General features: G+C 73.1%; 23 protein-coding genes. 14 read left to right on the top strand and 9 right to left on the bottom strand.

Annotated features, from left to right (window positions below):
- The first annotated feature begins 161 nt into the window (after nt 1-161).
- The 6 genes from EOE48_RS15425 (at nt 162) to EOE48_RS15450 (ending at nt 6,564) form a co-directional block, all read left to right on the top strand.
- The gene (locus EOE48_RS15425; protein WP_127730650.1) at nt 162-1,478 is read left to right on the top strand and encodes an ABC transporter substrate-binding protein; all 1,317 of its coding nucleotides are present in this window, start codon (nt 162-164) and stop codon (nt 1,476-1,478) included.
- Between the two features lie 211 nt (nt 1,479-1,689).
- On the top strand, nt 1,690-3,054 hold the full coding sequence (locus EOE48_RS15430; RefSeq protein ID WP_127730652.1) for an MFS family transporter: 1,365 nt from the start codon (nt 1,690-1,692) through the stop codon (nt 3,052-3,054).
- Between the two features lie 176 nt (nt 3,055-3,230).
- Nucleotides 3,231-3,509, top strand: coding sequence for a hypothetical protein (locus EOE48_RS15435; RefSeq protein ID WP_127730654.1), 279 nt, complete (start codon nt 3,231-3,233; stop codon nt 3,507-3,509).
- Nucleotides 3,510-3,734: 225 nt separating this feature from the next.
- On the top strand, nt 3,735-5,684 hold the full coding sequence (acs, locus tag EOE48_RS15440) for an acetate--CoA ligase (RefSeq protein WP_127730656.1): 1,950 nt from the start codon (nt 3,735-3,737) through the stop codon (nt 5,682-5,684).
- Between the two features lie 224 nt (nt 5,685-5,908).
- Nucleotides 5,909-6,250 (top strand): type II toxin-antitoxin system ParD family antitoxin, encoded by a 342-nt coding sequence (locus EOE48_RS15445; RefSeq protein ID WP_246154446.1) that lies wholly within the window; start codon nt 5,909-5,911, stop codon nt 6,248-6,250.
- A complete protein-coding gene (locus tag EOE48_RS15450; protein WP_210249574.1) occupies nt 6,247-6,564 on the top strand; it encodes a type II toxin-antitoxin system RelE/ParE family toxin in 318 nt (105 codons plus the stop codon). The genes EOE48_RS15445 and EOE48_RS15450 overlap by 4 nt, the downstream gene beginning before the upstream one ends.
- A 136-nt stretch (nt 6,565-6,700) precedes the next feature.
- Here the strand turns inward: EOE48_RS15450 and EOE48_RS15460 are convergent, their stop codons facing one another.
- From EOE48_RS15460 to EOE48_RS15475, 4 genes are all read right to left on the bottom strand, one after another.
- Complete coding sequence (locus EOE48_RS15460; RefSeq protein WP_127730658.1) at nt 6,701-7,984, bottom strand: DUF3422 family protein; 1,284 nt, start codon at nt 7,982-7,984, stop codon at nt 6,701-6,703.
- Nucleotides 7,985-8,057: 73 nt separating this feature from the next.
- Nucleotides 8,058-9,656, bottom strand: a complete 1,599-nt coding sequence (gene purH / locus EOE48_RS15465; RefSeq protein ID WP_127730660.1) for a bifunctional phosphoribosylaminoimidazolecarboxamide formyltransferase/IMP cyclohydrolase — start codon at nt 9,654-9,656, stop codon at nt 8,058-8,060.
- A gap of 180 nt (nt 9,657-9,836) precedes the next feature.
- Nucleotides 9,837-11,546 (bottom strand): heparinase II/III family protein, encoded by a 1,710-nt coding sequence (locus EOE48_RS15470; RefSeq protein WP_127730662.1) that lies wholly within the window; start codon nt 11,544-11,546, stop codon nt 9,837-9,839.
- 135 nt (nt 11,547-11,681) lie between these two features.
- On the bottom strand, nt 11,682-13,025 hold the full coding sequence (locus tag EOE48_RS15475; protein WP_127730664.1) for an RsmB/NOP family class I SAM-dependent RNA methyltransferase: 1,344 nt from the start codon (nt 13,023-13,025) through the stop codon (nt 11,682-11,684).
- A 127-nt stretch (nt 13,026-13,152) separates the two neighbouring features.
- Between EOE48_RS15475 and EOE48_RS15480 the strand changes: the two genes are divergently transcribed.
- Genes EOE48_RS15480 through EOE48_RS15490 form a run of 3 tightly spaced genes read left to right on the top strand, consistent with a single transcriptional unit; the run spans nt 13,153 to nt 14,162 of the window.
- Nucleotides 13,153-13,356: a DUF1674 domain-containing protein gene (locus EOE48_RS15480; protein ID WP_127730666.1), complete on the top strand. Its 204-nt coding sequence runs from the start codon at nt 13,153-13,155 to the stop codon at nt 13,354-13,356.
- Between the two features lie 37 nt (nt 13,357-13,393).
- Nucleotides 13,394-13,768, top strand: a complete 375-nt coding sequence (locus EOE48_RS15485; RefSeq protein WP_127730668.1) for a PH domain-containing protein — start codon at nt 13,394-13,396, stop codon at nt 13,766-13,768.
- A 55-nt stretch (nt 13,769-13,823) separates the two neighbouring features.
- Nucleotides 13,824-14,162, top strand: a complete 339-nt coding sequence (locus EOE48_RS15490; RefSeq protein ID WP_127730670.1) for a cupin domain-containing protein — start codon at nt 13,824-13,826, stop codon at nt 14,160-14,162.
- 6 nt (nt 14,163-14,168) lie between these two features.
- Here EOE48_RS15490 and EOE48_RS15495 read toward each other — a convergent pair whose 3' ends face one another.
- Genes EOE48_RS15495 through EOE48_RS15505 form a run of 3 tightly spaced genes read right to left on the bottom strand, consistent with a single transcriptional unit; the run spans nt 14,169 to nt 16,525 of the window.
- Nucleotides 14,169-14,894: an SDR family NAD(P)-dependent oxidoreductase gene (locus EOE48_RS15495; protein WP_127730672.1), complete on the bottom strand. Its 726-nt coding sequence runs from the start codon at nt 14,892-14,894 to the stop codon at nt 14,169-14,171.
- Entirely contained in the window at nt 14,887-16,281 is a 1,395-nt protein-coding gene (locus EOE48_RS15500; RefSeq protein WP_127730674.1) for an ANL family adenylate-forming protein, read from the bottom strand. The genes EOE48_RS15495 and EOE48_RS15500 overlap by 8 nt, the downstream gene beginning before the upstream one ends.
- Complete coding sequence (locus EOE48_RS15505) at nt 16,268-16,525, bottom strand: acyl carrier protein (protein WP_127730676.1); 258 nt, start codon at nt 16,523-16,525, stop codon at nt 16,268-16,270. The genes EOE48_RS15500 and EOE48_RS15505 overlap by 14 nt, the downstream gene beginning before the upstream one ends.
- An 86-nt stretch (nt 16,526-16,611) precedes the next feature.
- Here EOE48_RS15505 and EOE48_RS15510 point away from each other — a divergent pair, with 86 nt between their 5' ends.
- A complete protein-coding gene (locus EOE48_RS15510; RefSeq protein WP_127730678.1) occupies nt 16,612-17,475 on the top strand; it encodes a hypothetical protein in 864 nt (287 codons plus the stop codon).
- A 32-nt stretch (nt 17,476-17,507) separates the two neighbouring features.
- Nucleotides 17,508-19,217, top strand: a complete 1,710-nt coding sequence (locus EOE48_RS15515; RefSeq protein ID WP_127730680.1) for a thiamine pyrophosphate-binding protein — start codon at nt 17,508-17,510, stop codon at nt 19,215-19,217.
- A 134-nt stretch (nt 19,218-19,351) separates the two neighbouring features.
- Here the strand turns inward: EOE48_RS15515 and EOE48_RS15520 are convergent, their stop codons facing one another.
- Entirely contained in the window at nt 19,352-19,729 is a 378-nt protein-coding gene (locus EOE48_RS15520; protein ID WP_127730682.1) for a DUF2794 domain-containing protein, read from the bottom strand.
- A gap of 376 nt (nt 19,730-20,105) precedes the next feature.
- On the opposite strand from EOE48_RS15520, the gene EOE48_RS15525 reads away from it, so the two are divergent.
- The 3 genes from EOE48_RS15525 (at nt 20,106) to EOE48_RS15535 (ending at nt 22,948) form a co-directional block, all read left to right on the top strand.
- Nucleotides 20,106-21,422 (top strand): leucine-rich repeat-containing protein kinase family protein, encoded by a 1,317-nt coding sequence (locus EOE48_RS15525; RefSeq protein ID WP_127730684.1) that lies wholly within the window; start codon nt 20,106-20,108, stop codon nt 21,420-21,422.
- Nucleotides 21,423-21,637: 215 nt separating this feature from the next.
- Nucleotides 21,638-22,507 (top strand): DUF3313 domain-containing protein, encoded by an 870-nt coding sequence (locus EOE48_RS15530; RefSeq protein ID WP_425463666.1) that lies wholly within the window; start codon nt 21,638-21,640, stop codon nt 22,505-22,507.
- Between the two features lie 231 nt (nt 22,508-22,738).
- Nucleotides 22,739-22,948: a hypothetical protein gene (locus EOE48_RS15535; protein WP_127730689.1), complete on the top strand. Its 210-nt coding sequence runs from the start codon at nt 22,739-22,741 to the stop codon at nt 22,946-22,948.
- A 27-nt stretch (nt 22,949-22,975) separates the two neighbouring features.
- Here EOE48_RS15535 and EOE48_RS15540 read toward each other — a convergent pair whose 3' ends face one another.
- Nucleotides 22,976-23,314, bottom strand: a complete 339-nt coding sequence (locus EOE48_RS15540; RefSeq protein WP_246154449.1) for a hypothetical protein — start codon at nt 23,312-23,314, stop codon at nt 22,976-22,978.
- Between the last annotated feature and the right edge of the window lie 9 nt (nt 23,315-23,323).

The following is a 23,323-nucleotide window of genomic DNA, read 5'->3' on the forward strand; positions in this document are numbered from 1 at the left end:
CGGACGATCAGATCAGACACTCGTCCCAACAGCCCGCGCGGCGCCGGAACGAAGCCCGTGTCCGCATCGCGAGGCGATCGGTCGGAGACGGCACGGGAGCGGCTTTCCCGCGGCCGGCGGGCGGCCTATGGTCCGCCGGTTCCGTCATCGAGGAGTCGGCCATGCCGGTCCGCCGCGTCCTGTCCGCCCTCGTCGCCGCGGCCGCCCTCGCCGTGCCGGCGGCGGCGCAGGAGACCGTGACCGTCTCGCTGTTCACCCAGCGCACCGGCCCCCTGGCCGAGGCCGGCACGCCGGTCGCCAACGGCTTTTCCGACTACTTCACCATGCTCGACCGCCGCGACGGCGGCGTCGGCGGCGCCCGGGTCGCGGTCCTCGAGTGCGAGACCGGCGGCGAGGTCCAGCGCGCCCTCGACTGCTACGAGGCCGCCAGGGCCCGCGGGGCCGTCGTCGTCAATCCCTGGCACGCCGACGCCGCCCTCGCGCTGCTGCCGCGCACCGGCGCCGACCGCATCCCGATGGTCACCACCGGCTACGGCGTCGCCCTGGCCGCGAGGGGCCGCGTGTTCCCCTGGGCCTTCGCGCCGCCGGCGACGGTATGGGACGGGCTCGCGGTGGCGATCGCCCATCTCGCCGCCCGCGAGGATTCCCCCGACGGGCTGCGCGGCAAGACCGTGGCGTACTTCCACCACGACAGCGAGGCCGGGCGCGACCCGATCCCGATGCTGACGGACCTTGCCGAGAGCGCCGGCTTCACCCTGCGCACCTACCCGCTGCTCCCGGGCGCCGAGGATCCCTGGCGCCGCGCCAAGGCGGCCTCGCCCGACTACGTCCTGCTCGACGGCACCGCCGGCATGACCGGGACGCCGGTGGAGGATGCCGCCGCCGCCGGATGGCCGCTGGAGCGGATCGTCGCCGTCGGCTGGCCCGGCGACGACGCGCTGCGGCGCGCCGGCAAGGCCGCCCAGGGCTTCCGGGAGGTCGCGTGGCACGCCCCCGGCGACAGCTTCCCCGCCTTCGACCAGATCGATCTCCTGGTGATCGATGCCGGCCTGTCGCGCACGGCCAAGAGCGACGCCACCGGCGTGCTCTACAACCGGGGAATCTACAACGCGGTGGTGGTGTCCGAGGCGATCCGGGCGGCCCAGCGCCTCGCCGGCCGCGCCGCGATCGACGGCGAGGCGATGCGCCGGGGTCTGGAGGCGCTCCACATCGACGCGGTGCGCTGGAAGGAGCTCGGCCTCACCGGCTTCGCCGGCCCGCTGAAGCTCGGCTGCGCCGACCACAGCGGGCATCTCGCCGGCTTCGTGCAGGAATGGACCGGCACCCGCTGGGTCACGGTCTCGGACCGGATCGCGCCGATGCGCGACCACCTGCGGCCGCTCCTCGACGCCGCGATCGGCGCCTACCAGGAGCGGATCACCGCCGAGACGGGCGCACCGTGGCCCGAACGCCGCGAAGCCTGCGAGGCCGGCCGGTAAGCCGGGCGACCTCCCCCACGTTTCGACCGGGACAAGCCATCCACGGACGTCCGCACGACTGGTCCAAAGTCGGATTTCGCCGTAAGCCAGCACCATCGCCGGCCGCGCAGACGGGCCGACGCGCCGCCGTCGCGGGTCCGCGCGCGCCTCGACGCTTCGGCCCCTCGGCATCGCGGCCGTCCATTCGTCCGTCCAGCAGGGAAACCCGACGATGACCACCTCCGCCCGCCCCCAGGCGGCCCCCGGCGACGGCCCGGCGCACGACGCTCTGGCGTCCCAGGACCGGACCATCGCGGCCTACGACAACAAGGCGCGCATCCGGGCGATCGTCGGATCGTCCTCGGGCAACCTCGTCGAGTGGTACGACTTCTACGCCTACGCCTTCACGGCGATCTACTTCAAGGACGTGTTCTTCCCGGGTTCCGACCCGACGGTGCAGCTCATCAACACCGCGGCGGTGTTCGCCATCGGCTTCCTGATGCGGCCGATCGGCGGCTGGCTGTTCGGGCGCATCGCCGACCGCTACGGCCGCAAGAACTCGATGCTGATCTCGGTCGTGATGATGTGCGCCGGCTCGCTCGTCATCGCGGTGCTGCCGACCTACGGCCAGATCGGGGTCGCGGCGCCGATCCTGCTGCTGCTCGCCCGCATGACCCAGGGCCTGTCGGTCGGCGGCGAGTACGGCACCTCGGCCACCTACATGAGCGAGGTGGCGCTGAAGGGCAAACGCGGCTTCTACGGCTCGTTCCAGTACGTCACCCTCATCGGAGGCCAGCTCCTCGCCTCGCTGGTGGTGGTGCTGGTGACGCTCGCCCTGTCCGACAAGGAGATGATCGCCTGGGGCTGGCGCATCCCGTTCTTCATCGGCGCCGCCGCCGCCGTGGTCGCCCTGTACCTGCGGCGCTCGCTGCACGAGACCTCGACCGCCTCGACCCGGGCCTCGAAGGAGGCCGGCAGCATGGCGGCGATCTGGACGAACCACCGCCGCGCCTTCCTCACGGTGCTCGGCTACACCGCCGGCGGCTCGCTGATCTTCTACACCTTCACCACCTACATGCAGAAGTACCTCGTCAACACGACCCACATGGACAAGAAGACCGCCAACCTGGTGATGACGGCGGTGCTGTTCACCTACATGGTGGCGCAGCCGTTCTTCGGCATGTTCGCCGACAGGTTCGGCCGCAAGACCGCGATGCTGCTGTTCGGCGCCTCGTGCACGCTGCTGACGGTGCCGATGCTGCACGCGATCGCCGACGCCCAGAACCCGGTGCTCGCCTACGCGCTCATCACCGCGATGCTGCTCTGCGTGTCGTTCTACACCTCGATCAGCGGGCTGGTGAAGGCCGAGATGTTCCCGGCCGAGGTGCGGGCGCTCGGCGTCGGCCTGTCCTACGCCATCGCCAACGCGGTGTTCGGCGGCTCGGCCGAGTTCGTGGCGCTGAGCTTCAAGGAGGCCGGCCACGAGACCTCCTTCTACTGGTACGTCACGGTCATGCTGGCGATCGCGTTCCTGACCTCCCTGCAGATGCCCGACAGCCGCCGCGCGGGCTACCTCCAGGGCGACGGCACCGCCTGACCGCGACCCGGACCGGTTCGCGGCGCAGGGCCATCGCTTCAGAGCGATGGCCCTGGTTCGCGGCGCCCCCGGGGGGGCGTCGTCGGCTCCGGTCGCGCGCGCCGCGTCGCGCAACTTGGCCTTCGGTGCGGCGTTGTCGCAGCAGAACAGTTCGCAGGGGCAAGGAGGCCACCCTCATGCGCTTCACCCATCTCGCCGCGGCCCTCGTCGCCGGCGCACTCACATTCCCGGCCGCCGCCCAGACGACGGACCCCGCCCCGCCGGCCGGGGGCATGACCGAGCCGGGCAGCACCGGGTCGGTCGGCGGCGTCGACCGCAACATCACCGGCGTCGGCCAGACCAAGCCGCCGGGCTCGGCCCTCGGGCCCGGCGACGGCACCACGCCGGAGCTGCGCCGCAAGAGCCGCGAGATCGACCGCAAGATCGACACCGGCATCTGCATCGGCTGCAACTGACCCTGCGCCACCTTCGGGCGTCGTCGATCCGGCCGGTCTGCTCCGCACGAGCCGGCTCCCGCTGCGGCAGGGGCCGGCCTCGCGTCGTCTTCCATTAGACGGAAGAATCGATTGATCGGGTAGACGGAAGAATCGATTGATCGGGCGGCATGCGGGCCGGTCATTCCGCTCACAGACGATCCGACGGACGAGCGGACCGGCCCGAACACCCGAAGGGAGAACGCCATGACCCAGCGAGTCGTCGATGTTCCGGATCAGGTCCGTCAGCGGGCCCATCTCGACGAGGCGCAGTATCGGGCCTGGTACGAGGCGTCGATCGCCGACCCGGAGACGTTCTGGGGTGAGCATGGCAAGAGGATCGACTGGTTCCAGCCGTACTCGCAGGTCAAGGACACGACCTTCGGCCCGGGCGAGGTGACGATCCGCTGGTTCCTCGACGGCACCACCAACGTCGCCCACAACTGCATCGACCGGCACCTCGAGCGCCGCGGCGAGCAGGTGGCGATCATCTGGGAGGGCGACGACCCGAACGAGTCGCGCCGCATCACCTACCGCGAGCTGCACGCGGAGGTGTGCCGGATGGCCAACGTCCTGCGCAACCGCGGCGTCGGCAAGGGCGACCGGGTGACGATCTACCTGCCGATGATCCCCGAGGCCGCCTTCGCGATGCTGGCCTGCGCCCGGCTCGGGGCGATCCACTCGGTGGTGTTCGGCGGCTTCTCGCCGGACTCGCTCGCCGGCCGCATCGAGGGCTGCGGCTCGCGCATGGTCATCACCGCCGACGAGGGCCTGCGCGGCGGCCGCAAGGTGCCGCTGAAGGCCAATGTCGACGCCGCGATCGCGCGCCTGCCGGCCGACAGCGTCGATCACGTCGTCGTCGTGCGCCGCACCGGCGGGCCGGTCGAGATGGATCCGGTCCGCGACGTCTACTACCACGATGCGGCCGCCCAGGTGACCGACGAGTGCCCGGTCGAGCCCGTCGACGCCGAGCACCCGCTGTTCCTGCTCTACACCTCGGGCTCGACCGGTCAGCCGAAGGGCGTCGTCCACACCACCGGCGGCTACCTCGTCTACGCCTCGATGACCCACCAGTACGTCTTCGACTATCACGACGGCGACGTGTACTGGTGCACCGCCGACGTCGGCTGGGTCACGGGCCATTCCTACATCCTCTACGGGCCGCTCGCGAACGGCGCCACGACGCTGATGTTCGAGGGCATCCCGACCTACCCGACGATCTCCCGCTTCTGGGAGGTCGTGGACAAGCACAAGGTCAACATCTTCTACACCGCCCCGACGGCGATCCGCTCGCTGATGGGCGCCGGCGAGGAGCCGGTGAAGAAGACCTCGCGCTCGACCCTGCGCATCCTCGGTTCGGTCGGCGAGCCGATCAACCCGGAAGCCTGGGAATGGTACTACCGGGTCGTCGGCGACGCGCGCTGCCCGATCGTCGACACCTGGTGGCAGACCGAGACCGGCGGCATCCTCATCACGCCCCTGCCCGGCGCGACCCGGCTCAAGCCCGGCTCGGCGACGAAGCCGTTCTTCGGCGTCAAGCCGGTGGTGGTCGACGGCGAGAACACGATTCTCGACGGCGCCTGCGAGGGCAACCTGTGCATCGACGATTCCTGGCCGGGCCAGATGCGCACCGTCTGGGGCGACCACGAGCGCTTCGTCCAGACCTACTTCTCGACCTTCCCGGGCCGCTACTTCTCGGGCGACGGCTGCCGGCGCGACGCCGACGGAGACTACTGGATCACCGGCCGGGTCGACGACGTCATCAACGTCTCGGGCCACCGGATGGGCACGGCCGAGGTCGAATCTTCGCTCGTCGCGCACCCGAAGGTCTCGGAGGCCGCGGTGGTCGGCTACCCGCACAACCTCAAGGGCCAGGGCATCTACGCCTACGTGACGCTGATGCAGGGCGAGGAGCCGTCCGACGCGCTGCGCAAGGAACTCGTCGCCTGGGTGCGCAAGGACATCGGCCCGATCGCCTCGCCCGACCTGATCCAGTTCGCCCCCGGCCTGCCCAAGACCCGCTCGGGCAAGATCATGCGCCGCATCCTGCGCAAGATCGCCGAGGACGAGTTCTCGGCGCTGGGCGACACCTCGACCCTCGCCGACCCCGGCGTGGTCGACGACCTGATCGAGAACCGGCAGAACCGCGCCGGCTGAGCCGGTCCGTCCCCCGGCGGCCGGGCCGCCGGGGGACCCCAGGAACAGAAAACCTCGGTCTCGACGAGTCGACAGATCGAAGATCGACGCGAGCCGAAGGTCTATGGCCGTGCGAACGGTCTCGATTGCCAGCGTGGACGGGCGAGGGAATCGAGCAGAATCCAGGGCGTCGGACGGAGACCGCGGGCCGAGGCGGCATCGTGCCCCCGTCTGGGGGAAGCGCCATGTTGCATGCCGATGCGCTCGTGCGTTGCACGAGAGGCCCGACATGCTATCCCGTCGATGATGGTCGGGATCCGGCGATGGCGGCGAATTTTACTTTGGACGAAGCCTCCGAGCAGTTGATCCGCACGCTCGTGTCGAGTGGGCGGTATGCGTCTGCGAGCGACGTCGTGCGCGACGGGCTGAGACTGGTCGAGGAACGCGAGCAGACCCGCGCCGCCACGCTGGCCGCCCTGCGGACCGACATCCAGGCCGGCCTGGACAGTGGACCGCCCGAGATCCACGACATGGCTGCCGTGAAGGCCGAAGCCCGTGCCCGGCGGACATCCCGCAAGCAGCCGTGACGTTCGGACCCGGGAGTCCCGGGACGATCACCCGCCGCCCCCTCGCCCGCGAGGATCTGATCGAGATCTGGACGTTTGTCGCCGACGACAACGAGGCCGCAGCCGATGCGCTGCTCGACCGGATCGAGCGAGGCTTGAGGATGCTGGCCGCTAACCCCCAGGCAGGACGGGCCCGCCCGGAACTCCGACCCGGCTTGAGGAGCTTCCCGATCGGCACCTACGTGGTGTTCTACGTCGCGACGGACGCGGGGATCGAGGTGGTTCGGGTCAGAAGTGGATACCGGGATCTCGCTCCTGACGACGTTGCGTGCTGAACCATGCCCGCCTCTGAATCGCAGCGCCCATCGACGCCGAGGCCGCCGGGTTCTGGCGCCGGCGCGGCTTTCTCCCGTCGCGCGACGACGATCGCGGGCTCTTCCGCGCCCTCGCGGACATCGCCGCATCCCTTGGCTAATGCCCGCCCGGCTCCGCGTGCTGCCGACGGATCCGCCGCACCGTCCAGGCCACCCCGACCAGGATCAGCGGCACCGCGAGCGCGGTGCCGACCGTCGCGTCGACCGGCAGGCCGAGATGATGCACGCCCTCCAGCATGTGGTGGACGAGGCTCGCGACGTAGTAGGTGATCGCCGCGACCGACAGGCCCTCGACGGTCTGCTGCAGCCGCAGTTGCAGCTTGACCCGCTCGTTCATCGCCTGGAGCTGGGCCTGGTTCTGGCGCTCCAGTTCGATGTCGACGCGGGTGCGCAGCATCTGGGCGGCCCGCGACAGCTTGCGCGAGAGGATGTCCTGGCGCTCGCCGATCGTCGTGCAGGTGCGGATCGCCGGATTGAAGCGGCGTGCGAGGAAGACCGACCAGCTCGTATGGCCCGGAATCGCCTTCTCGCCGAGCGACGCCAGCCGCAGGCGGATCAGCTCGTCGTAGGCCCGGGTGGCGCCGAACCGGAACAGGGCGCGGGCGGCCCCCGCCTCCAGCTCGGCCGCCAGCGCGATCAGGCGGTCGAGCAGGGCGTGGTTCTCGGCGAAGCCCTCGCTGGTGCGCATCGCCTCCATCAGCGGCGGCAGGGCGGTCTCGATCCGGCGGATCGCCGGGCCGAGCGCCTGCGCCTCCGGCAGGCCGAGGAGCGCCAGGGTGCGGTAGGTCTCGACTTCGAGCAGGCGCTGCACCAGGGCGCCGGCGGCGAGCCGGCTGAGGCTGCGGTCGGCGACGACGATGCGAACGTAGCCGTGCGGGTCGGCCTGGAAGTCGGTGGCGATCACCGCCGCGCCGCCCTCCGCCTCGGCCATCGCGAGGGAGGCCGGGCTGAACGCCGCCATCACGTCGGGCGGCACCTCGCCCTTGTCGGCCGGCAGCAGGTGGAGATCGACCGCGACGAGGAGCGGACCGGGCTGCGGCACCGCCTCCATCACGGTGTCGAGCGCGTCGGGCTGGGGCTGGAACGGCACGCCCTGCCCGTCGCCGTACTCCCAGGTGTAGGTCGTGAACTCGCTGTGGCTCTCCCAGCGCAGGACCGCACCGGAGAAGATCGCCCGGTGCTGCTTGGCGCCCGGAGCCGGGCCGGGCAGGCCGAGGCCGCCGCAATAGGCCGCGAGCGCCTCGCGGTCGGCCGCCGCCGCCTCGCCGTCGGTGAGGAAGGCGTAGTGCAGGAAGCGGCGCGGCGTCTTGACCGGCGTGAACGGGCGGGCGTGGACCTCCGCCAGCACCCGCGCCCGCAGCGGATGTTCCTGAAGCCGCATCCCCGTTCCCCGTCCCCGTTCCGGTCCAGGCTTGGCCGAGGCGGTCCGCCGGGTCAACGCGGCGGTCGCGACGTCAGTGCCGGAAGTGGCGGTGGCCGGTGAGCACCATCGCGAGGCCGGCCTCGTCGGCGGCCTTGACCACCTCGTCGTCGCGCATCGAGCCGCCGGGCTGGATCACCGCCGTCGCGCCGGCCTCGGCCGCCGCGAGCAGGCCGTCGGCGAACGGGAAGAACGCGTCGGACGCCACCACCGCGCCGCGGGCGAGGCTCTCGGGCAGGCCCGCGGCCTTGGCGGCCTCGGCCGCCTTCCAGGCGGCGATGCGCGAGGAATCGACCCGCGACATCTGCCCGGCGCCGATCCCGACCGTGGCGCCGTCCTTGGCGTAGACGATCGCGTTCGACTTGACGTGCTTGGCGACCCGGAAGGCGAAGCGCAGGTCGGCCAGTTCCGCCTCGCTCGGGGCACGCTTCGTCACGACCTTCAGCGGCATGTCGTCGACCACAGCCGCGTCGCGGCCCTGGACCAGGATGCCGCCGGCCACCGTGCGCCAGACCTCGCCGGGCGCGCGCGGATCGGCGATGCCGCCGGCGAGCAGCAGGCGCAGGTTCTTCTTGGCGGCGACGATCGCCCGGGCCTCGTCGGTGGCGTCGGGCGCGATGATGACCTCGGTGAAGATCTCGACGATCCGGCGCGCCGCCTCGGCGTCGAGGGTCCGGTTGAGGGCGACGATGCCGCCGAAGGCCGAGACCGGGTCGCAGCGCAGCGCCCGCTCGTAGGCGTCGAGCAGGGTGTCGCCTTCCGCGACGCCGCACGGATTGGCGTGCTTGACGATCACGACGGCGGCCGAGCGGGACGGATCGAATTCCGAGACGCATTCGTAGGCGGCGTCGGTGTCGTTGAGGTTGTTGTAGGACAGCTCCTTGCCCTGGAGCTGGCGCGCGGTGGCGACGCCCGGCCGCGCCGCGCCGGCGAGCCGGTAGAACGCCGCCGACTGGTGCGGGTTCTCGCCGTAGCGCAGCCCCTGCGCCAGCGTCCCGCCGAGCGCCCGGAACACCGGGGCCACCTCCGGCTCGATCCGGGTCGCGAGCCAGTTGGCGATGGCGGCGTCGTAGGAGGCGGTGCGGGCGAAGGCCTTCTGGGCGAGGCGGCGGCGGGTCGAGAGCGCGACCGCGCCGTCATGGGCGTCGAGGTCGGCCAGCACCGTGGCGTAGTCGGCGACGTCCACCACCACCGCCACGTCGGCGTGGTTCTTCGAGGCCGCGCGGATCATCGCCGGGCCGCCGATGTCGATGTTCTCGATGCAGTCCTCCGGCGGCCGGCCGGCGGCGAGCGTCGTCTCGAACGGGTAGAGGTTGACCACCAGCAGGTCGATCGCCTGGATGCCGTGGGCGAGCATCGCCGCCTGATGCTCGGGGTTGTCCCGGATCGCCAGCAGGCCGCCATGGACGCCCGGATGCAGGGTCTTGACCCGGCCGTCCATCATCTCGGGAAAGCCGGTCAGGTCGGCGACCTCGGTGACGGTCAGGCCGGCCTCGGTCAGGGTCCGGTGGGTGCCGCCGGTCGAGACCAGGGCGATGCCGCGCCGGCTCAGCGCCCGCGCGAAGTCGACGAGGCCGGTCTTGTCGGACACGGACAGGAGGGCGCGGGAGACGCGGGACAGGTCGCTCGCCATCGTGGCTTCCATCGCTACGGCCGAGGGTGCCGGATCGCGGAGAGAATGCCGCCCTCGGGTCTGGAGAAGATGGCGGGCGTTAGCAGGAAACCGCCGCCGAGGCCAGATGGTGCGGTGCACCATCGGGCATTCGGTCCGGCCGGCGCGGCCTTGTCCACCAGGACCTTAGCGGTGTCTCGGTCACGCCGACAGGCGCCGGAACCGCCACGTCGCCCGCGTGCCCGCCTCGGCGGCCAGGTGCAGCACGATCTGCTCGGTGCGCCGGGCGCCGTTGAAGGCGGCGAAGTAGACGCTCTCCTCGATCACCGGGTCGGTCGCGTCGGCCTCGAACAGCCACAACTCGCCGTTGCCGGCCGAGAGCAGCACCGCCCGTCCCTCGCGCGCCGCCCGCACCGTGGGATGGAGGTGGAAGCGGATCGCCGCCGGCACCGCCGGACCGGCACTGGACGGGCGCACGAAGCCGTCGGCGCCGTCGAGGCAGCCGCCGTCGGGGCTCAGGCACAGCCGGCGCTCGTGCAGCAGGCCGAGGGTCGGCGCGTAGCCGTCGTGGCGGGCGGCGACCACGGCCGCCCCGTCCGGCTCGGTGCTGCGCTCGGCCGTCACCCGGGCGGGGCCGCGCACCACCGCCGGGCCGAGGCGCCGGCGCAGCCACGAGGCCAGCGGATGCGCGAAGCCCGGCCCGCGCGGGTCGAGGAACCGGCACGACGAGGTGTCGTCGAGGCTCGCCGTGGAGTGCGCGGCGGTGGTGCGGGCGAGCCGTCGCATGTCCTCGCCGGTGGCCGGCATGCCGCAATTCACCACGAGGCGCTGGGCGCCGCTCGACAACTCGAACGACAGGCAGCCGGCGCCGGCGGCGGCGGAATAGGCCGGACCCGGTGCCGGGCCGACATCGGCGACGACGAGGGTCGCCCCGCCCTCCAGGCGGGTGTAGCCGGTATAGGGCGCGTGCATCAGCGGCGTGCCGGACGCGCCGCCATAGACCAGCAGCGTCGCGAGCTGGTCGGCCTCGGTGGCGCCGGTGCCGTTGTGGTGGCCGAGCGAGGCGTCGCCGTGGCGCAGCAGGCGCAGCAGCGGCACCATCCGGTCGACGGCGTTGAGCAGCGCCTCGGGCGGGGCGATGTCGCGGGTGAGGAAGCTCTGGCGCAGGGGCAGCAGGTCGAGGAGGAGATCCTTGATGAAGGTCGGGTTGCGGCTGCGGTGGCCGCCGTCGGGCAGCATCTGGCGGGCCAGCTCGCGGGTGAGCAGCCGGGTGCCGCGGCGCAGCACCGGCTCGAACCCCTCGCAGCACAAGCCGGCGAAGCACAGGGCGACGGCGGCCGACAGGCGGTCCCCCGGCAGGATTCCGCGCCGCAGGGCGAGGTCGAGATGGCGCACGCAGCGGCCGAGCGTGCGCAGGAAGCCCTGGTAGAAGGCGTGGTCGGCGCCCTCCAGGAGCAGCGGCGACTGGCTCAGCAGCGAGATCAGCCGGCGCGCCACCACCGGCGGCCGGTTGGCCAGTTCGCGGTCGCCGCGGCCGGCCATGAAGTCCTGCACGAAGGCGCGGGCGTTGGAGCGGGCGAGCGCGCTGTCGGCGGCGCGCAGGTGGCGCAGCCAGCCGAAGCCGTACAGCGCCTCGCCCCATTCCGGCGAGGGCGGCGCGAAGTCGAACGGCGAGCGCCCGCCGGTGGCGAGCGCCCGGCCGGCGAACACGAACAGCCCGCCGTAGATGTCGGCCGCGATGGTGGCGTCGCTGGTGCGCAGGTCCTGGGGCGCGATGACGAGGCCGGTCGGCCGCAGGCGGGAGAGGGTCGAGGGGCCGGCGGTCACCCGCGCCATGGCGCTGCGCGCGGTGCGCGCGGCCTCGCGGCCGGCCAGTCGGTAGAACGTCCAGCGGTCAGGCCCCCACTGCACAACCCCTCCCGAGCCGAAGCCCCGATACGCACACGCGGCCCCGGAACGCAGGGCCCGACCCAGCAATGGTCAAGGATGGAAACGAGGTCAAACCGCGGCGCCGCATTGTAAACAGATTCTTGCCGGTGCCCCGGTCTAGTTCTCGTCGCGCACCAGCCGCACGGCGAAGAAGCCGTCGAGGCCGCCGCGGCCGCCCTCGGGCGCCCGCCAGTGCGACGGCAGGGTGCGCAGGTCCCCCTGCGCGGTGACGAAGCCGGGCTCGCCGCCGACCTCGCCGGGCGCGACTGGCCGGCGCCGGAAGTCGGAATGGCGCGCCAGGAACGCCTCGGCCTGCCGCTCGCCCTCCTCGGGTTCGAGGGAGCAGGTGCAGTAGACGAGGCGCCCGCCCGGCCGCACCAGCCGCGCCGCCTTGTCGAGCAGCCGCTCCTGCAGGGCGGCGAGGCGGGGAAGGTCGGCCTCGCGCTTGGTCCAGGCCACGTCCGGGTGGCGGCGGATGGTGCCGGTGGCCGAGCACGGCGGGTCGAGCAGCACGGCGTCGAACGGCTCGTCCTCCGGCAGGGTCAGGGCGTCGAGGGCGCGGGTCTCGGCGCCGAGCCCGAGCCGGGCGAGGTTCTCGCCGACCCGGGCGAGCCGGGAGACCGAGCGGTCGACGGCGAGCACCGCGGCGCCGGCGGCGGCGAGCTGGGCGGTCTTGCCGCCGGGGGCGGCGCAGAGATCGGCCACCCGCTCGCCGGGCCGGGCGCCGAGGAGGGCGGCCGGCAGGGCGGCGGCGGCGTCCTGCACCCACCACGTGCCGTCGTCGTAGCCGGGCAGCTGCGGCACCGGCACCCGGCCGTCGTCGAGGCGCAGGCTCAGGCCGGTCGGCAGCGGCCGGCCGCCGAGGGCGTCGGCGAGATCCGCCGGGTCGCCCCGGGTGGTGAGGTCGAGGGCGGCCCCGGCCGCGTGCGCCGCCGCGATGGCGCGGGCGGTCTCGGGCCCGTAGGTCGCGCTCCAGCGCCGGGCGAGCCAGCCAGGGGTGTTGAGCCCGAGGGGATCGGCGTCGCCGGCCTCGCGGATCGCCGCCTTCTCGCGGGCGACCCGGCGCAGGACCGCGTTGACGAGGCCCGACAGGTGGCGCTGCGACGGGTCGCCCTTCGCCAGCCGCACCGCGAGGTCGACGGCGGCGTGGTCCTGCACGTTCATGAACAGGATCTGCGCCGCGCCGGTCGCCAGCACGGCGAGCAGGCCGGGCTGGTCCTCCGGCAGGCCGCGGTCGAGCCGCTCCGCCAGGGCGTGGCGGATCACCCCGAACTGGCGGAAGGTCGTGGTGGCGATCGCCCGGGCTAGGCCGAGATCCTGCGGGCCGAGCGCCGCCCGGGCGGCGGCGGGCGCGAGCACGTCGTCGAGGATCGCGGTCCGGCCGGGGCCGACGAGGTCGGCGACGAGGGTGCGCGCGAGCTGCCGCGCCGCGAGGCCGGCCGCCTCGGTGTGTTCCGCCATTGCTCGCCACGCTCCTTGACGCCGCCCGGGTCGCCCTCCACCTCGGAGCAGGACCCTGCGGGCGGCCGGGGTGGCATCTGGCCCGGCGCAATGCAAGTTTCGAGAGATCCGACCGAGAGATCCGACGATGAGCGAGACCGCGTCCCCCGTTCCTTCCCGGCCGCTGACCGCGGCGGCGCAGCGCGCCCTCGCCGAGGCCGAGGCCCGCCGCGCGGCGATCGACGCCCGCGCCGCCGAGGTCGCCCGCGAACCCGAGTTCAAGGGCCGCGGCGGGCTGGAGCCGGTGCGCTACGACGATTGGGAAGTGAAGGGTCTGGCGAGCGACTTCTGATCGTCGCATCAGGGCATCATCGGCGAGGGAGGACGGCGTGGGATTGCTCGACGGATTGCTCGGCCACGGCAGCGACGTGACGCCGGCGGACGTGATGGCGGAGGTCGGCGACATGCTCGTCGAGGGCGAGCCGGTCCATCTCGCCTTCCGGGTGGTGCGCGACCTGATGGTGTTCACCGACCGCCGGATGATCCTGGTCGACAAGCAGGGGCTCACCGGCCGCAAGGTCGAGTACCTGAGTGTCCCCTACCGGGCGATCACGATGTTTTCGATCGAGAATGCCGGCAGCTTCGACCTCGATTCCGAACTCAAGGTGTGGGTGTCGGGCCAGCCGCAGCCGATCGGCCGCACGCTCAAGCGCGGCGCCGACATCCGCGGCATCCAGCGCGCCATCGCGTCGTCGCTGCGCTGACGCGGAACGCCGGGCGTGGCGTTCCGTTGTGTCGGCTCACGCGAAGGAGACGGCGATGGCGGACACGACGATCAAGAAGGTTTCGAGCGCGACCTCCCCGCGCGGCAGGCACGGTCAGCTCTACCTCGCCTCGGGCCGGCAGGTCGCGATGCGGATGTGGACCGACGAGGCGCCCACCGACTCGAAGCCGAGCGCCGCCCGCGACTACGAGACGGTCGGCTACGTCGTGTCCGGCCGGGCCGAGCTGGTGGTCGAGGGCCAGACGGTGCGGCTGGAGCCCGGCGATTCCTGGCTGGTGCCGGCCGGGGCGGAGCACACCTACCGCATCCTGGAGACCTTCACCGCCGTCGAGGCGACCGCGCCGCCGGCGCAGGTCCACGGCCGCGACGAGTAGGCCGGCTCACGCCGTGCTGCCGGCATCGACCGTCAGCACGGTGCCGGTGACGTTGCGCCCTCCCTCCCCGAGCAGGTAGGCGACCGCGTTGGCGACGTCCTGGACCTCGGCGAGGCGCTTGAGGGCGCTGCGGCCGGCGATGCGGGCGCGGTCCTCCTCGGCGAGGCCCCCGGTCATCTCGGTGTCGATGAAGCCCGGCGCCACCGCGTTGACGGTGATGCCGAGCCGGCCGACCTCGCGGGCGAGCGACTTCGTGAACCCGGTCAGCGACGCCTTGGTGGCGGCGTAGACCGAGAGGGCGTTGTAGCCGGTCGAGGCGATGATCGAGCTGAGATTGACGATCCGGCCGCCGCCGTCGGCCATCATCTGCCGCACGACGTACTTCGTGAGCACGATCGGCGCCAGGGTGTTGACGCGGATCAGCGCCTCAATGTGCTCGTTCGGCATCGTGGCGAGCAGCCCCTCGGTGCCGAGGCCGGCATTGTTGACGAGGCCGTAGACGGGCCCGACGTCCCGGCGCAGGCGGCGGGCGAGGTCGGGTAGCGCGTCGATCTCGCCGAGATCGGCGGCGACGAAGCGGATCTCGCCGGCCCCGGGCTCGGCCATCGCCCGTTCCAGCGCCTCGCCGGGGCGGCGGGCGACGGCGACGACCCGGTCGCCCTGCGCCGCGAGGGTGCGGACGATGCCGAGGCCGAGGCCGCGGCTGCCTCCGGTGACGACGACGTTACGCATGGCGGGAGGCTCCGGGGCGGGCGAGCTTGCCGGCCTGGGTCACGGCCAGCGCCTCGGCGAAGGACAGGATCGCCGGCACCTTGTGCGGCGCCAGCGCCGCGCGGCAGGCGGCGAGGATCTCGGCCTTCACCGCGGCGGGCGGGGCCTCGCCGGGTTCGAGCACGACGGTGGCGGTGACGAGGGCCCCGGTGATCGGGTTGCGCCGCCCTTCGACCAGGGACATCCGCACCCGGGGATGGCGGTTGATCACCGCCTCGACCTCCTCGGGATGCACCTTGAGGCCGCCGACGTTGATGATGCCGCCGCGGCGGCCGACGAAGTGGTAGCGCCCGCCCCGCAGCGCGACCATGTCGCCGGTATCGACGAAGCCGTCCGCGTCCGCCAGCACCGGCGATCCCTCGCCGACATAGGTCGTGGCGGTGCGCGGCGAGCGGATGCGGAGGCTTCCCTCCACCACCCGCAGCTCGACGCCGCCCGGCGCCTCGGCGAGGAAGCGGGCCGGGAACCCCTCCTGTCCGTCGGTGACCTCGAACCCGACGCCCGCCTCGGTCGAGGCGTAGGCGTGGCCGACCGAGGCGCGCGGAAAGGCGTCCCCGAGGGCGTCGAGGACGGCCTGGTCGGCGATCTCGCCCGAGAGCCGGACGTAGCCGGGATCGAACGCGGCCTCCGCCGGGCTCATCAGGGCGCGGCGCCAGTGCGACGGCGTCCCGGAGACGTGGGTCGCACCGTGCCGGCCGAGGCGGGCGAGGAAGCCGGAGACCGGCTCGTCCTTGTCCGACAGCACCAGGGTGCCGCCGGCCAGCACTGCCCGCAGCAGGATCTGGAGACCGCCGTAGCGGCGGATGTCGTAGAAGGTCGACCAGACCGGAGCCGGCGCGTCCGGCGCCGCCGGCCGGATCGCCCCGGTGAGGCCGGACAGACGATGCGCCACCATCTTCGGCGCGCCGGTGGTGCCGGAGGTGAGCAGCACCCATTCCGTCCCGCGCGACGGCGCGACCGGCGCGGCCGGGCCGAGGGGACCACAGCGGAGGACGTCGGACACCCCGAGGGCCGGGAACGCGGCCGGGTCGCCGTCGGTGACCACGGCGTCGATGCCGGCCTGCCCGGCGATCGCCGGCAGGTGGGCCGGGTCGAGATCCGGCGGGCACAGCACGATCCGCCGCGCCCGGCCGTCGAGCTCGATCAGCGCCACCGCGGCGGCGAACTGCGCCCGCGTCGCGATCAGCACCGAGCGGCCGGTGAGGTCGGCGCCGCCGAGGCTGCTCGCCCGCAGCAGATCCGCGAAGCCGACCGCGTCGTCGGGGCCGGCGAGGCGGCCGAGCGGCCGTCCCGCGGCCGCGGCGGCGGCGAGCGCCGCGCTCAGGCAGGCCGGCTCAGGCCGCTTCATCGACGGCGGCGCCCTCGTAGAGGCGGACGAAGTCGCCGACCGTGACCGGGAACACGATGTCCTCCTCGGTGGTGAACGGGTCGAGGCCGAGCTCGGCGTCGAGCCGCGCCACCAGGATCGCGAAGCACAGCGAATCGAGGCCGGACTCCGTCAGCACCAAGTCGTCGGACAACGGAGCAAGGTGCTTCTGCTGTTCCTCGGCGATCCGCTTGATGTTGTCGAGGACCGTTAACCTTATCGACATAACAACCATCCCTCGTGACCGTCGGGCAAGCTATATCCGCGAGCCTCCGGGGCGGGCAAGGACTTCACCGCCCGAAGGTGAACGGGATGGTCATAGACGCTCCGGCCGCGGTCAGGCGGCGGCAGATTACCGACGGCGACCTCGACGCGGTGGCGGAACTGCTGAGCCGCGGCTTCCCGACGCGCACGGCGGCATGGTGGCGGCGCGGGCTCGCCCGCATGGCCGCCCGGGCGGTGCCGGAGGGCTATCCGCGCTTCGGCACCCTGCTGGAGAGCGGCGGGCGCCCGGTCGGCGTGCTGCTGATGATCGTCTCGCGGGTCGGGGACGGCCTGCGCTGCAACCTGTCGAGCTGGTACGTCGAGCCGGCCTTCGCGGCCCAGTCGCCGCTGCTGCTGAACCATGCGCTGCGCGACAGGGCGGTGACCTACGTCAACGTCTCGCCGGCGCCGCACACGAGGCCGATCATCGAGGCGCAGGGCTTCCGGCCGTTCAGCCGCGGCCTGCTGCTGTCGCTGCCCTGGCTGCGGGTCGGGCGCGAGCGGGTGCGCCTGCACCGGATCGGCGGGACGGTGCCGGAGCGGTTCGCGGACCTGCCCGAGGCCGGCCTTCTCGCGGCCCATGCCGGACACGGCTGCCACGCCGTCGTGGTCGAGGCGGCGGACGGGCCGCACCCGTTCGTCTTCGCCGCCCGGCGCGTCCTCAACCGGCTCGTCCCGACCACCCACCTGATCCACTGCCGCGCCGTGCAGGACTTCGTCCGCTTCGCCGGCCCCCTCGGCCGCCACCTGCTGCTCCGGGGCTGCCCGGCGGTGCTGGTCGACCTCGACGGCCCGGCTCCGGACCTGCCCGGTCGGCCGATCAGCCTGCACCAGACCCGCTACTCGCGCGGCCCCAACCCGCCGCGTCCCGGCGACCTCGCCTATACCGAGGGCGTGATCTTCGGTCCGTGATCCCGACACTCCGTTTCCGAGGCCTGACGACGATGACGACGAACGGGACGCGGCGCACGGCCGCGCAGGTGCTGGTCGACCAGCTGGTGGCGAACGGCGTGCGCCACGTCTTCACGGTGCCGGGGGAGAGCTTCCTGCCGGTGCTCGACGCCCTGCGCGATTCCGGCATCACGGTCACCACCTGCCGCCAGGAGGGCGCGGCCGCGATGATGGCGGAGGCGCACGGCAAGGCGACGGGCGAGCCGGGCATCTGCTTCGTCACCCGTGGCCCCGGCGCCACCAACGCCTCGGCGGGGATCCACGTCGCGCAGCAGGATTCGACCCCGCTGATCCTGTTCGTCGGCCAGATCGAGCGCCGCTTCCGCGAGCGCGAGGCGTTCCAGGAGATGGATTACCGGGCGGTGTTCGGCCCGCTGACCAAGTGGGCGACCGAGATCGACGACCCCGACCGGGTGCCGGAATTCGTCTCGCGGGCGTTCCACACCGCGGTCGCCGGCCGCCCCGGCCCGGTGGTCGTCGCGCTGCCCAAGGACGTGCTGACCGAGCCGACCGACGCGCCCCTCGCCCCGCCCTGCCGGCCGGTCGAGGCGGCGCCGGGCGCCGACGACCTCGCCCGCCTCGCCGACCTGATCGCGGGCGCCGAGCGGCCGCTGCTGGTCCTCGGCGGCTCGCGCTGGACCGAGGCCGCCTGCGCCGACATCCGCCGCTTCGCCGAGACCTTCGATCTGCCGGTGATGACGAGCTACCGCCGGGCGCCGCTCTTCGACGCCCTGCACCCGAACTATGCCGGCGACCTCGGCCTCGCGCCGAACCCGAAGCTCGTCGCGCGCGTGAAGGCGTCCGACCTGCTGATCCTGCTCGGCGGGCGCCTCGGCGAGATCCCGTCGCAGGGCTACACCCTGCTCGACGCGCCGGGCCCGGGCACGCGCCTCGTCCACATCCATCCCGGGCCGGAGGAGATCGGCCGGGTCTACGCGCCGCATCTGGCGATCAACGCCGCGCCGACCCGGACCGCGGCGGCCTTGGCCGCCCTGCCGCCGCCGGCCGCGATCCGCCGGGGGGCCGAGACCCGCCAAGCCCAGACCCGCCAAGCCCAGATCCGCGAGGCCCATGCCGAGTTCCTGGCCTGGGGCGAGACCCCGACGCCGCAGCCCGGCGCGGTCAATCTCGGGGCGGTGGTGGCGCATCTGCGCGAGGCGCTGCCGCGGGACGCGATCCTGTGCAACGGCGCCGGCAACTACGCCGCCTGGATCCACCGCTTCTTCCGCTTCCGCACCTTCGCCGGCCACATCGCCCCGACCTCCGCCTCGATGGGCTACGGCGTGCCGGCGGCGGTGGCGATCAAGCGGCTCTGGCCCGGGCGCACGGTGATCTCGATCAACGGCGACGGCGACTTCCTGATGAACGGGCAGGAATTCGCCACCGCGGTCCAGTACGGCCTGAACATCGTGGTGATCGTCTGCGACAACGGCAGCTACGGCACGATCCGCATGCACCAGGAGCGCGAGTTTCCCGGTCGCGTCGTCGCCACCGACCTGCACAACCCGGACTTCGCCGCCTATGCCCGCGCCTTCGGCGGGGTCGGGTTCACCGTCGAGGCGACGGAGGACTTCCCGGCCGCCCTCGCGGCGGCCCGGGCGGAGGCGCTGCCCTCGATCATCCACCTGAACATCGCCACCGACGCGATCACGCCCGGCCAGTCGCTGTCGCAGATCCGCGAGCGGGCGATGGCCGCCCGCTGAACGGGGATCATACGAAATCCGATTGATCGCTCGGCGACTGCGTTGCCGTCGCTGTCGCGATGCGGATTTCGGCTTCGCTCATGCGCGGCGCGGGCGGGTGTACGGTTTTCGGAACGAACCGTCCGAAAACCGTATCAGGACACCACCTTCAGCGGCGTCTCCAGCACCCGCAGCACCTGGGCGAGGTCGTGCCCGCGCTTGAGGATGCGGCCGGTCTCGGCCACCACCGCGTAGGCGCCCTGGCGCCGGGCGAGCTTCGGGTCCTTCTCGATCCGGAACAGCGGCCGCTCCGAGGTGCGGCGGTGGATCGAGAACACCGCCTTCTCGCGGGTGAAGTCGATGGCGTAGTCGCGCCACTCCCCGGCCGCGACCATGCGGCCGTAGAGGTTCAGGATCTTCTGCAACTCGTCGCGGTGGAAGGAGACCTGAGGCGGCGGCGTGGCGCTCGGGAAGGGAACGATCTGGGCGCTCGCGCCCGTGATTCGCGTCTCGGCGCTGTCTGCCTCGCTCATCGCCTCTCCTGGGCTACCGCTCTCGGGCTGCTGTCCGGCTTCCGCCCCCGGGCAAAGCCTCGACGGAGCATGATGGGGTGGCTCCGGCGGCCCCGCAAGGGTGTCCCGGCGGCGACACCGGCCGGCCATCCGGCCGATTCGTGCGGGAATTCGGCCATACCCACCGCGGAGCGTCAACATTCCGCCGCAATCGCGCCGTGCGCCGGCCTTGATGAGCCGCGAGACAGGAGACGACCTCTTGTGGTCCGCGTCGTCCGGCTCCGTCCCCCGGGGCAGGTCCGGGCGGTTCGGCCGCCTCCAGAGGTTTCGAGACCCTTTGACTCGAGACCGCCTCCCCGGAGCGCGGTCTCTTTTTTCGAGCGGCGCGACGGACCCGATGACGATGCCGCCGGCGACGAGCGAGGCCCTGCACGCCCTGCGCCGGGGCGACCTCGCCGGCACCCGGGAACTGCGGCTCACCGGCGGCCTCACCGAGTTCCCGCGCGAGATCCTCGGCCTCGCCGACAGCCTCGAACGGCTCGACCTCGGCGGCAACGCGCTGACCGCGCTGCCGGACGATTTCGGCCGCCTGCGCCGGTTGCGGGTGCTGTTCTGCTCCGGCAACCGGTTCGAGCGGCTGCCCGAGGTCCTCGGCGATTGCGAGGCCCTGAGCCAGATCGGTTGTCGCGGCGCCGGTTTGCGGGAGGTGCCGGGGACGGCCCTGCCGCCGCGCCTGCGCTGGCTCACCCTGACCGACAATTGCATCGCCGAGCTGCCGGTGGCCCTGGGCGAGCGGCCCGAATTGCAGAAGCTGATGCTGTCGGGCAATCGCCTGCGATCCCTCCCCGACGGCCTCGCCGGGGCCGACCGGCTCGAATTGCTGCGCCTGTCCTGCAACGGCTTCGTGGCGCTGCCGCCCTGGCTCTCCCGCCTGCCGCGCCTCGCCTGGCTGACCTATGCCGGCAACCCGGTCGAGCCGGCCTCGGCCGAGGCGGAGACGGCGACGATTCCCTGGCCGGACCTCGCGGTGGCGGAGCGCCTGGGCGAAGGCGCCTCGGGCGTCGTCCACCGCGCCCTCTGGCGCGGGCCCGGGCGGGAGGCGCGGCCGGTCGCGGTCAAGCTGTTCAAGGGCGCGATGACCAGCGACGGTCTGCCCGAGCGCGAGATGGCCGCCTGCCTCGCCGCCGGCCCGCACCCGAACCTCACCGGCGGCCTCGGCCGGGTCGCCGGCCATCCGGGGCTGGGCCAGGCGCTGGTGATGCCGCTGCTGCCGGCGGAGTGGCGCGCGCTGGCGGGCCCGCCGAGCCTCGCCTCGTGCAGCCGCGACGTCTACGACCCGGACCTGCGCCTGCCGGTCCCGGTCGCCCGGCGGCTCGTCCGCGCCGCGGCGGCGGCGGCGGCCCACCTGCACGGGCGCGGCTTTCTCCACGGCGACCTCTACGCCCACAACCTGCTGTGGGACGGGGGCGACGGCGCGGCCGTGCTGAGCGATTTCGGCGCCGCCTGCCGGCTGCCGCAGGACGGGTCCCGCGCCGGGCTGGAGCGGATCGAGGTGCGGGCGATGGGCGTGCTGCTCGGCGAGGTGCTGGCGCGCCTGGACGATCCGGCGGCCGGGACCGGCCCCCTGCGGGCCCTGGAACGGGCCTGCCTCCGGCCGGAGGTCGACGCGCGTCCGACGATGGCCGAAGTGCTGGATTCCCTCGACGCGGCCTGAGCGGCCACCGCGGCGGTCCGGAGGGAGCTAGGCCATGTGGCCGATCCGCGACAGGCCGCTTTATCCGGCACGTGTTGCTGCCGCGTTGCTTTCCGGCCCACGCGCGAATGGCTAAGGTCCGGGCGGCCGTCATGCGGGCCGCTCCCTCGCGGGGCCGGCCCGCATGACCCCGTGGAAGCTCCGAGGATCACGAAAGTGACAGGATGCACGTCGTCGTGAGTCTGTTGACCGCTGCCCGAGCCCGGCGCGCCGCTGCGGCCGCCCTGCTGCTCTCCGTTGCCGGGTGCGGAACGGTGGTGCTCACCGAATCCGGCGTCCTGTCGCGCTACGACCGCCTGACCGGCAGCAAGGAGATCGCGACCGAGTCGCGCCTGTTCATCGACCGGCCGGCCACCGCCGCCGCCCGCACCGTGCGGATCGTCCCCACCGAGTTCAAGGAGGGCGTGTCCGGACCCGGCCTGACGCCGGTCGAGCGCCGGCTGATCGCCAACGCCGCCGACCGGGCGCTGTGCTACGAGCTGTCGCTGCGCTTCGACGTCGTCTCGACCCGCAACGCCGACCTGACGGTCCGCGCCAACGTCACCCGGGTCGATCTCACCAACGTCCCGGCGGCGGGCGCCACGATCGGCGCCTCGGCCGCGGTCACCATCGCGGCGCAGGTCGGCGTCGGCTTCGCCGACGCGGTCGGCAAGATCCCGGTCCCGCGCGTCCCGATCGGGCTCGGCAGCCTCACGATCGAGGCCGAGGCGCTCGATTCCCGCCGCCAGCAGCGCGCCGCGATGGTGTGGGGCGGCGCCGCCAACTCCTTCACCAGCCAGGCGCGGTTCTCGCCGGCCAGCGACGCCTACGACCTCGCCGGCGAGTTCGGGCAGGATTTCGGCTTCCTGCTCGTCACCGGCGAGAACCCGTTCACGGCGCCGCTGACGATCCCGACCTGGGAGCGCGTCCGCATCACCACCCTCGGCGAGGCGCCGCGCGACCCGGATTGCGAGGCGTTCGGCCGCGCGCCCGGCATCGACGGCATCATCGGCGACTATATCGGCCTGCCGCCGGACTGGACCGACAAGGGCCCGCGCCAGCCCTGACCGCGACGGCCGGGCGGCGCCCGGCCCCCGCCCTCCCCGCTCGTCGGCGACGGCATCCTCGGAGCGGGTCTTCCCGTGTCTCGCCGGGTGCCGAGGGATGACCCCCGCAGGAACCCCACTCGCCGCTTCCTTTCCGCCCGGCGCCGGGCCAGCATGCGAAAACGAGGGAGCAGCCTCGAACCTGCGGTCCTCTCCCGTGTTTTGATGCGGGGCAGAGGGAAGGAGCGTGCGATGGGTGTGGCGAAGCGGACGGGGCGGACCGGGACGATCGTCGCGATGGGGACCTGCGGGCTCGCCCGCTACGCGACGATGAGCACCGGCGAGACGATCTGGTGGGGATCGGAGGAGGAGGTGCCGGACCGGGTCGCCCTCGCGGCCTCGACCCTCACGGCGGCGGGCGCGAGCCGGCCGCTGACCGGCGGCGACCGCAGGATCGCCTGAACCGGCGGGCACCGGCGGCGGGGAGGCTCAGTGCCCGCCCTTGCCGCCGCCCTCGGCGCCCTTGCCGTCCTGGAGGGCGCCGACCGCCCGGACCTCCGCCCGCCGGGCGCAGTCGCTCTGGTTTCCCGAGGCGGTGCAGGCGTTCAGCCACGCCGCCTTGTCGGTGTCGCAGCGGCCGAGCAGGTGCTCGGCCTTCTGTTGCAGGCTCGCCTTGGCGGGGCCGTCGTCGGCCGGGTGCTGCGCCTTCTCGTGCAGGCAGGTGCGCAGGCGCTGCTCCATCTCCAGGGTCTGCGCGCCGGCGCCGGAGGCGGCGAGCAGCGCGGCGGCGAGGGCGGCGAGGCGGATCGTCGGGCGGATCTCGGGCATGGCCCGATG

This window comes from Methylobacterium oryzihabitans (genome assembly GCF_004004555.2).
GTDB classification, from domain to species: domain Bacteria; phylum Pseudomonadota; class Alphaproteobacteria; order Rhizobiales; family Beijerinckiaceae; genus Methylobacterium; species Methylobacterium oryzihabitans.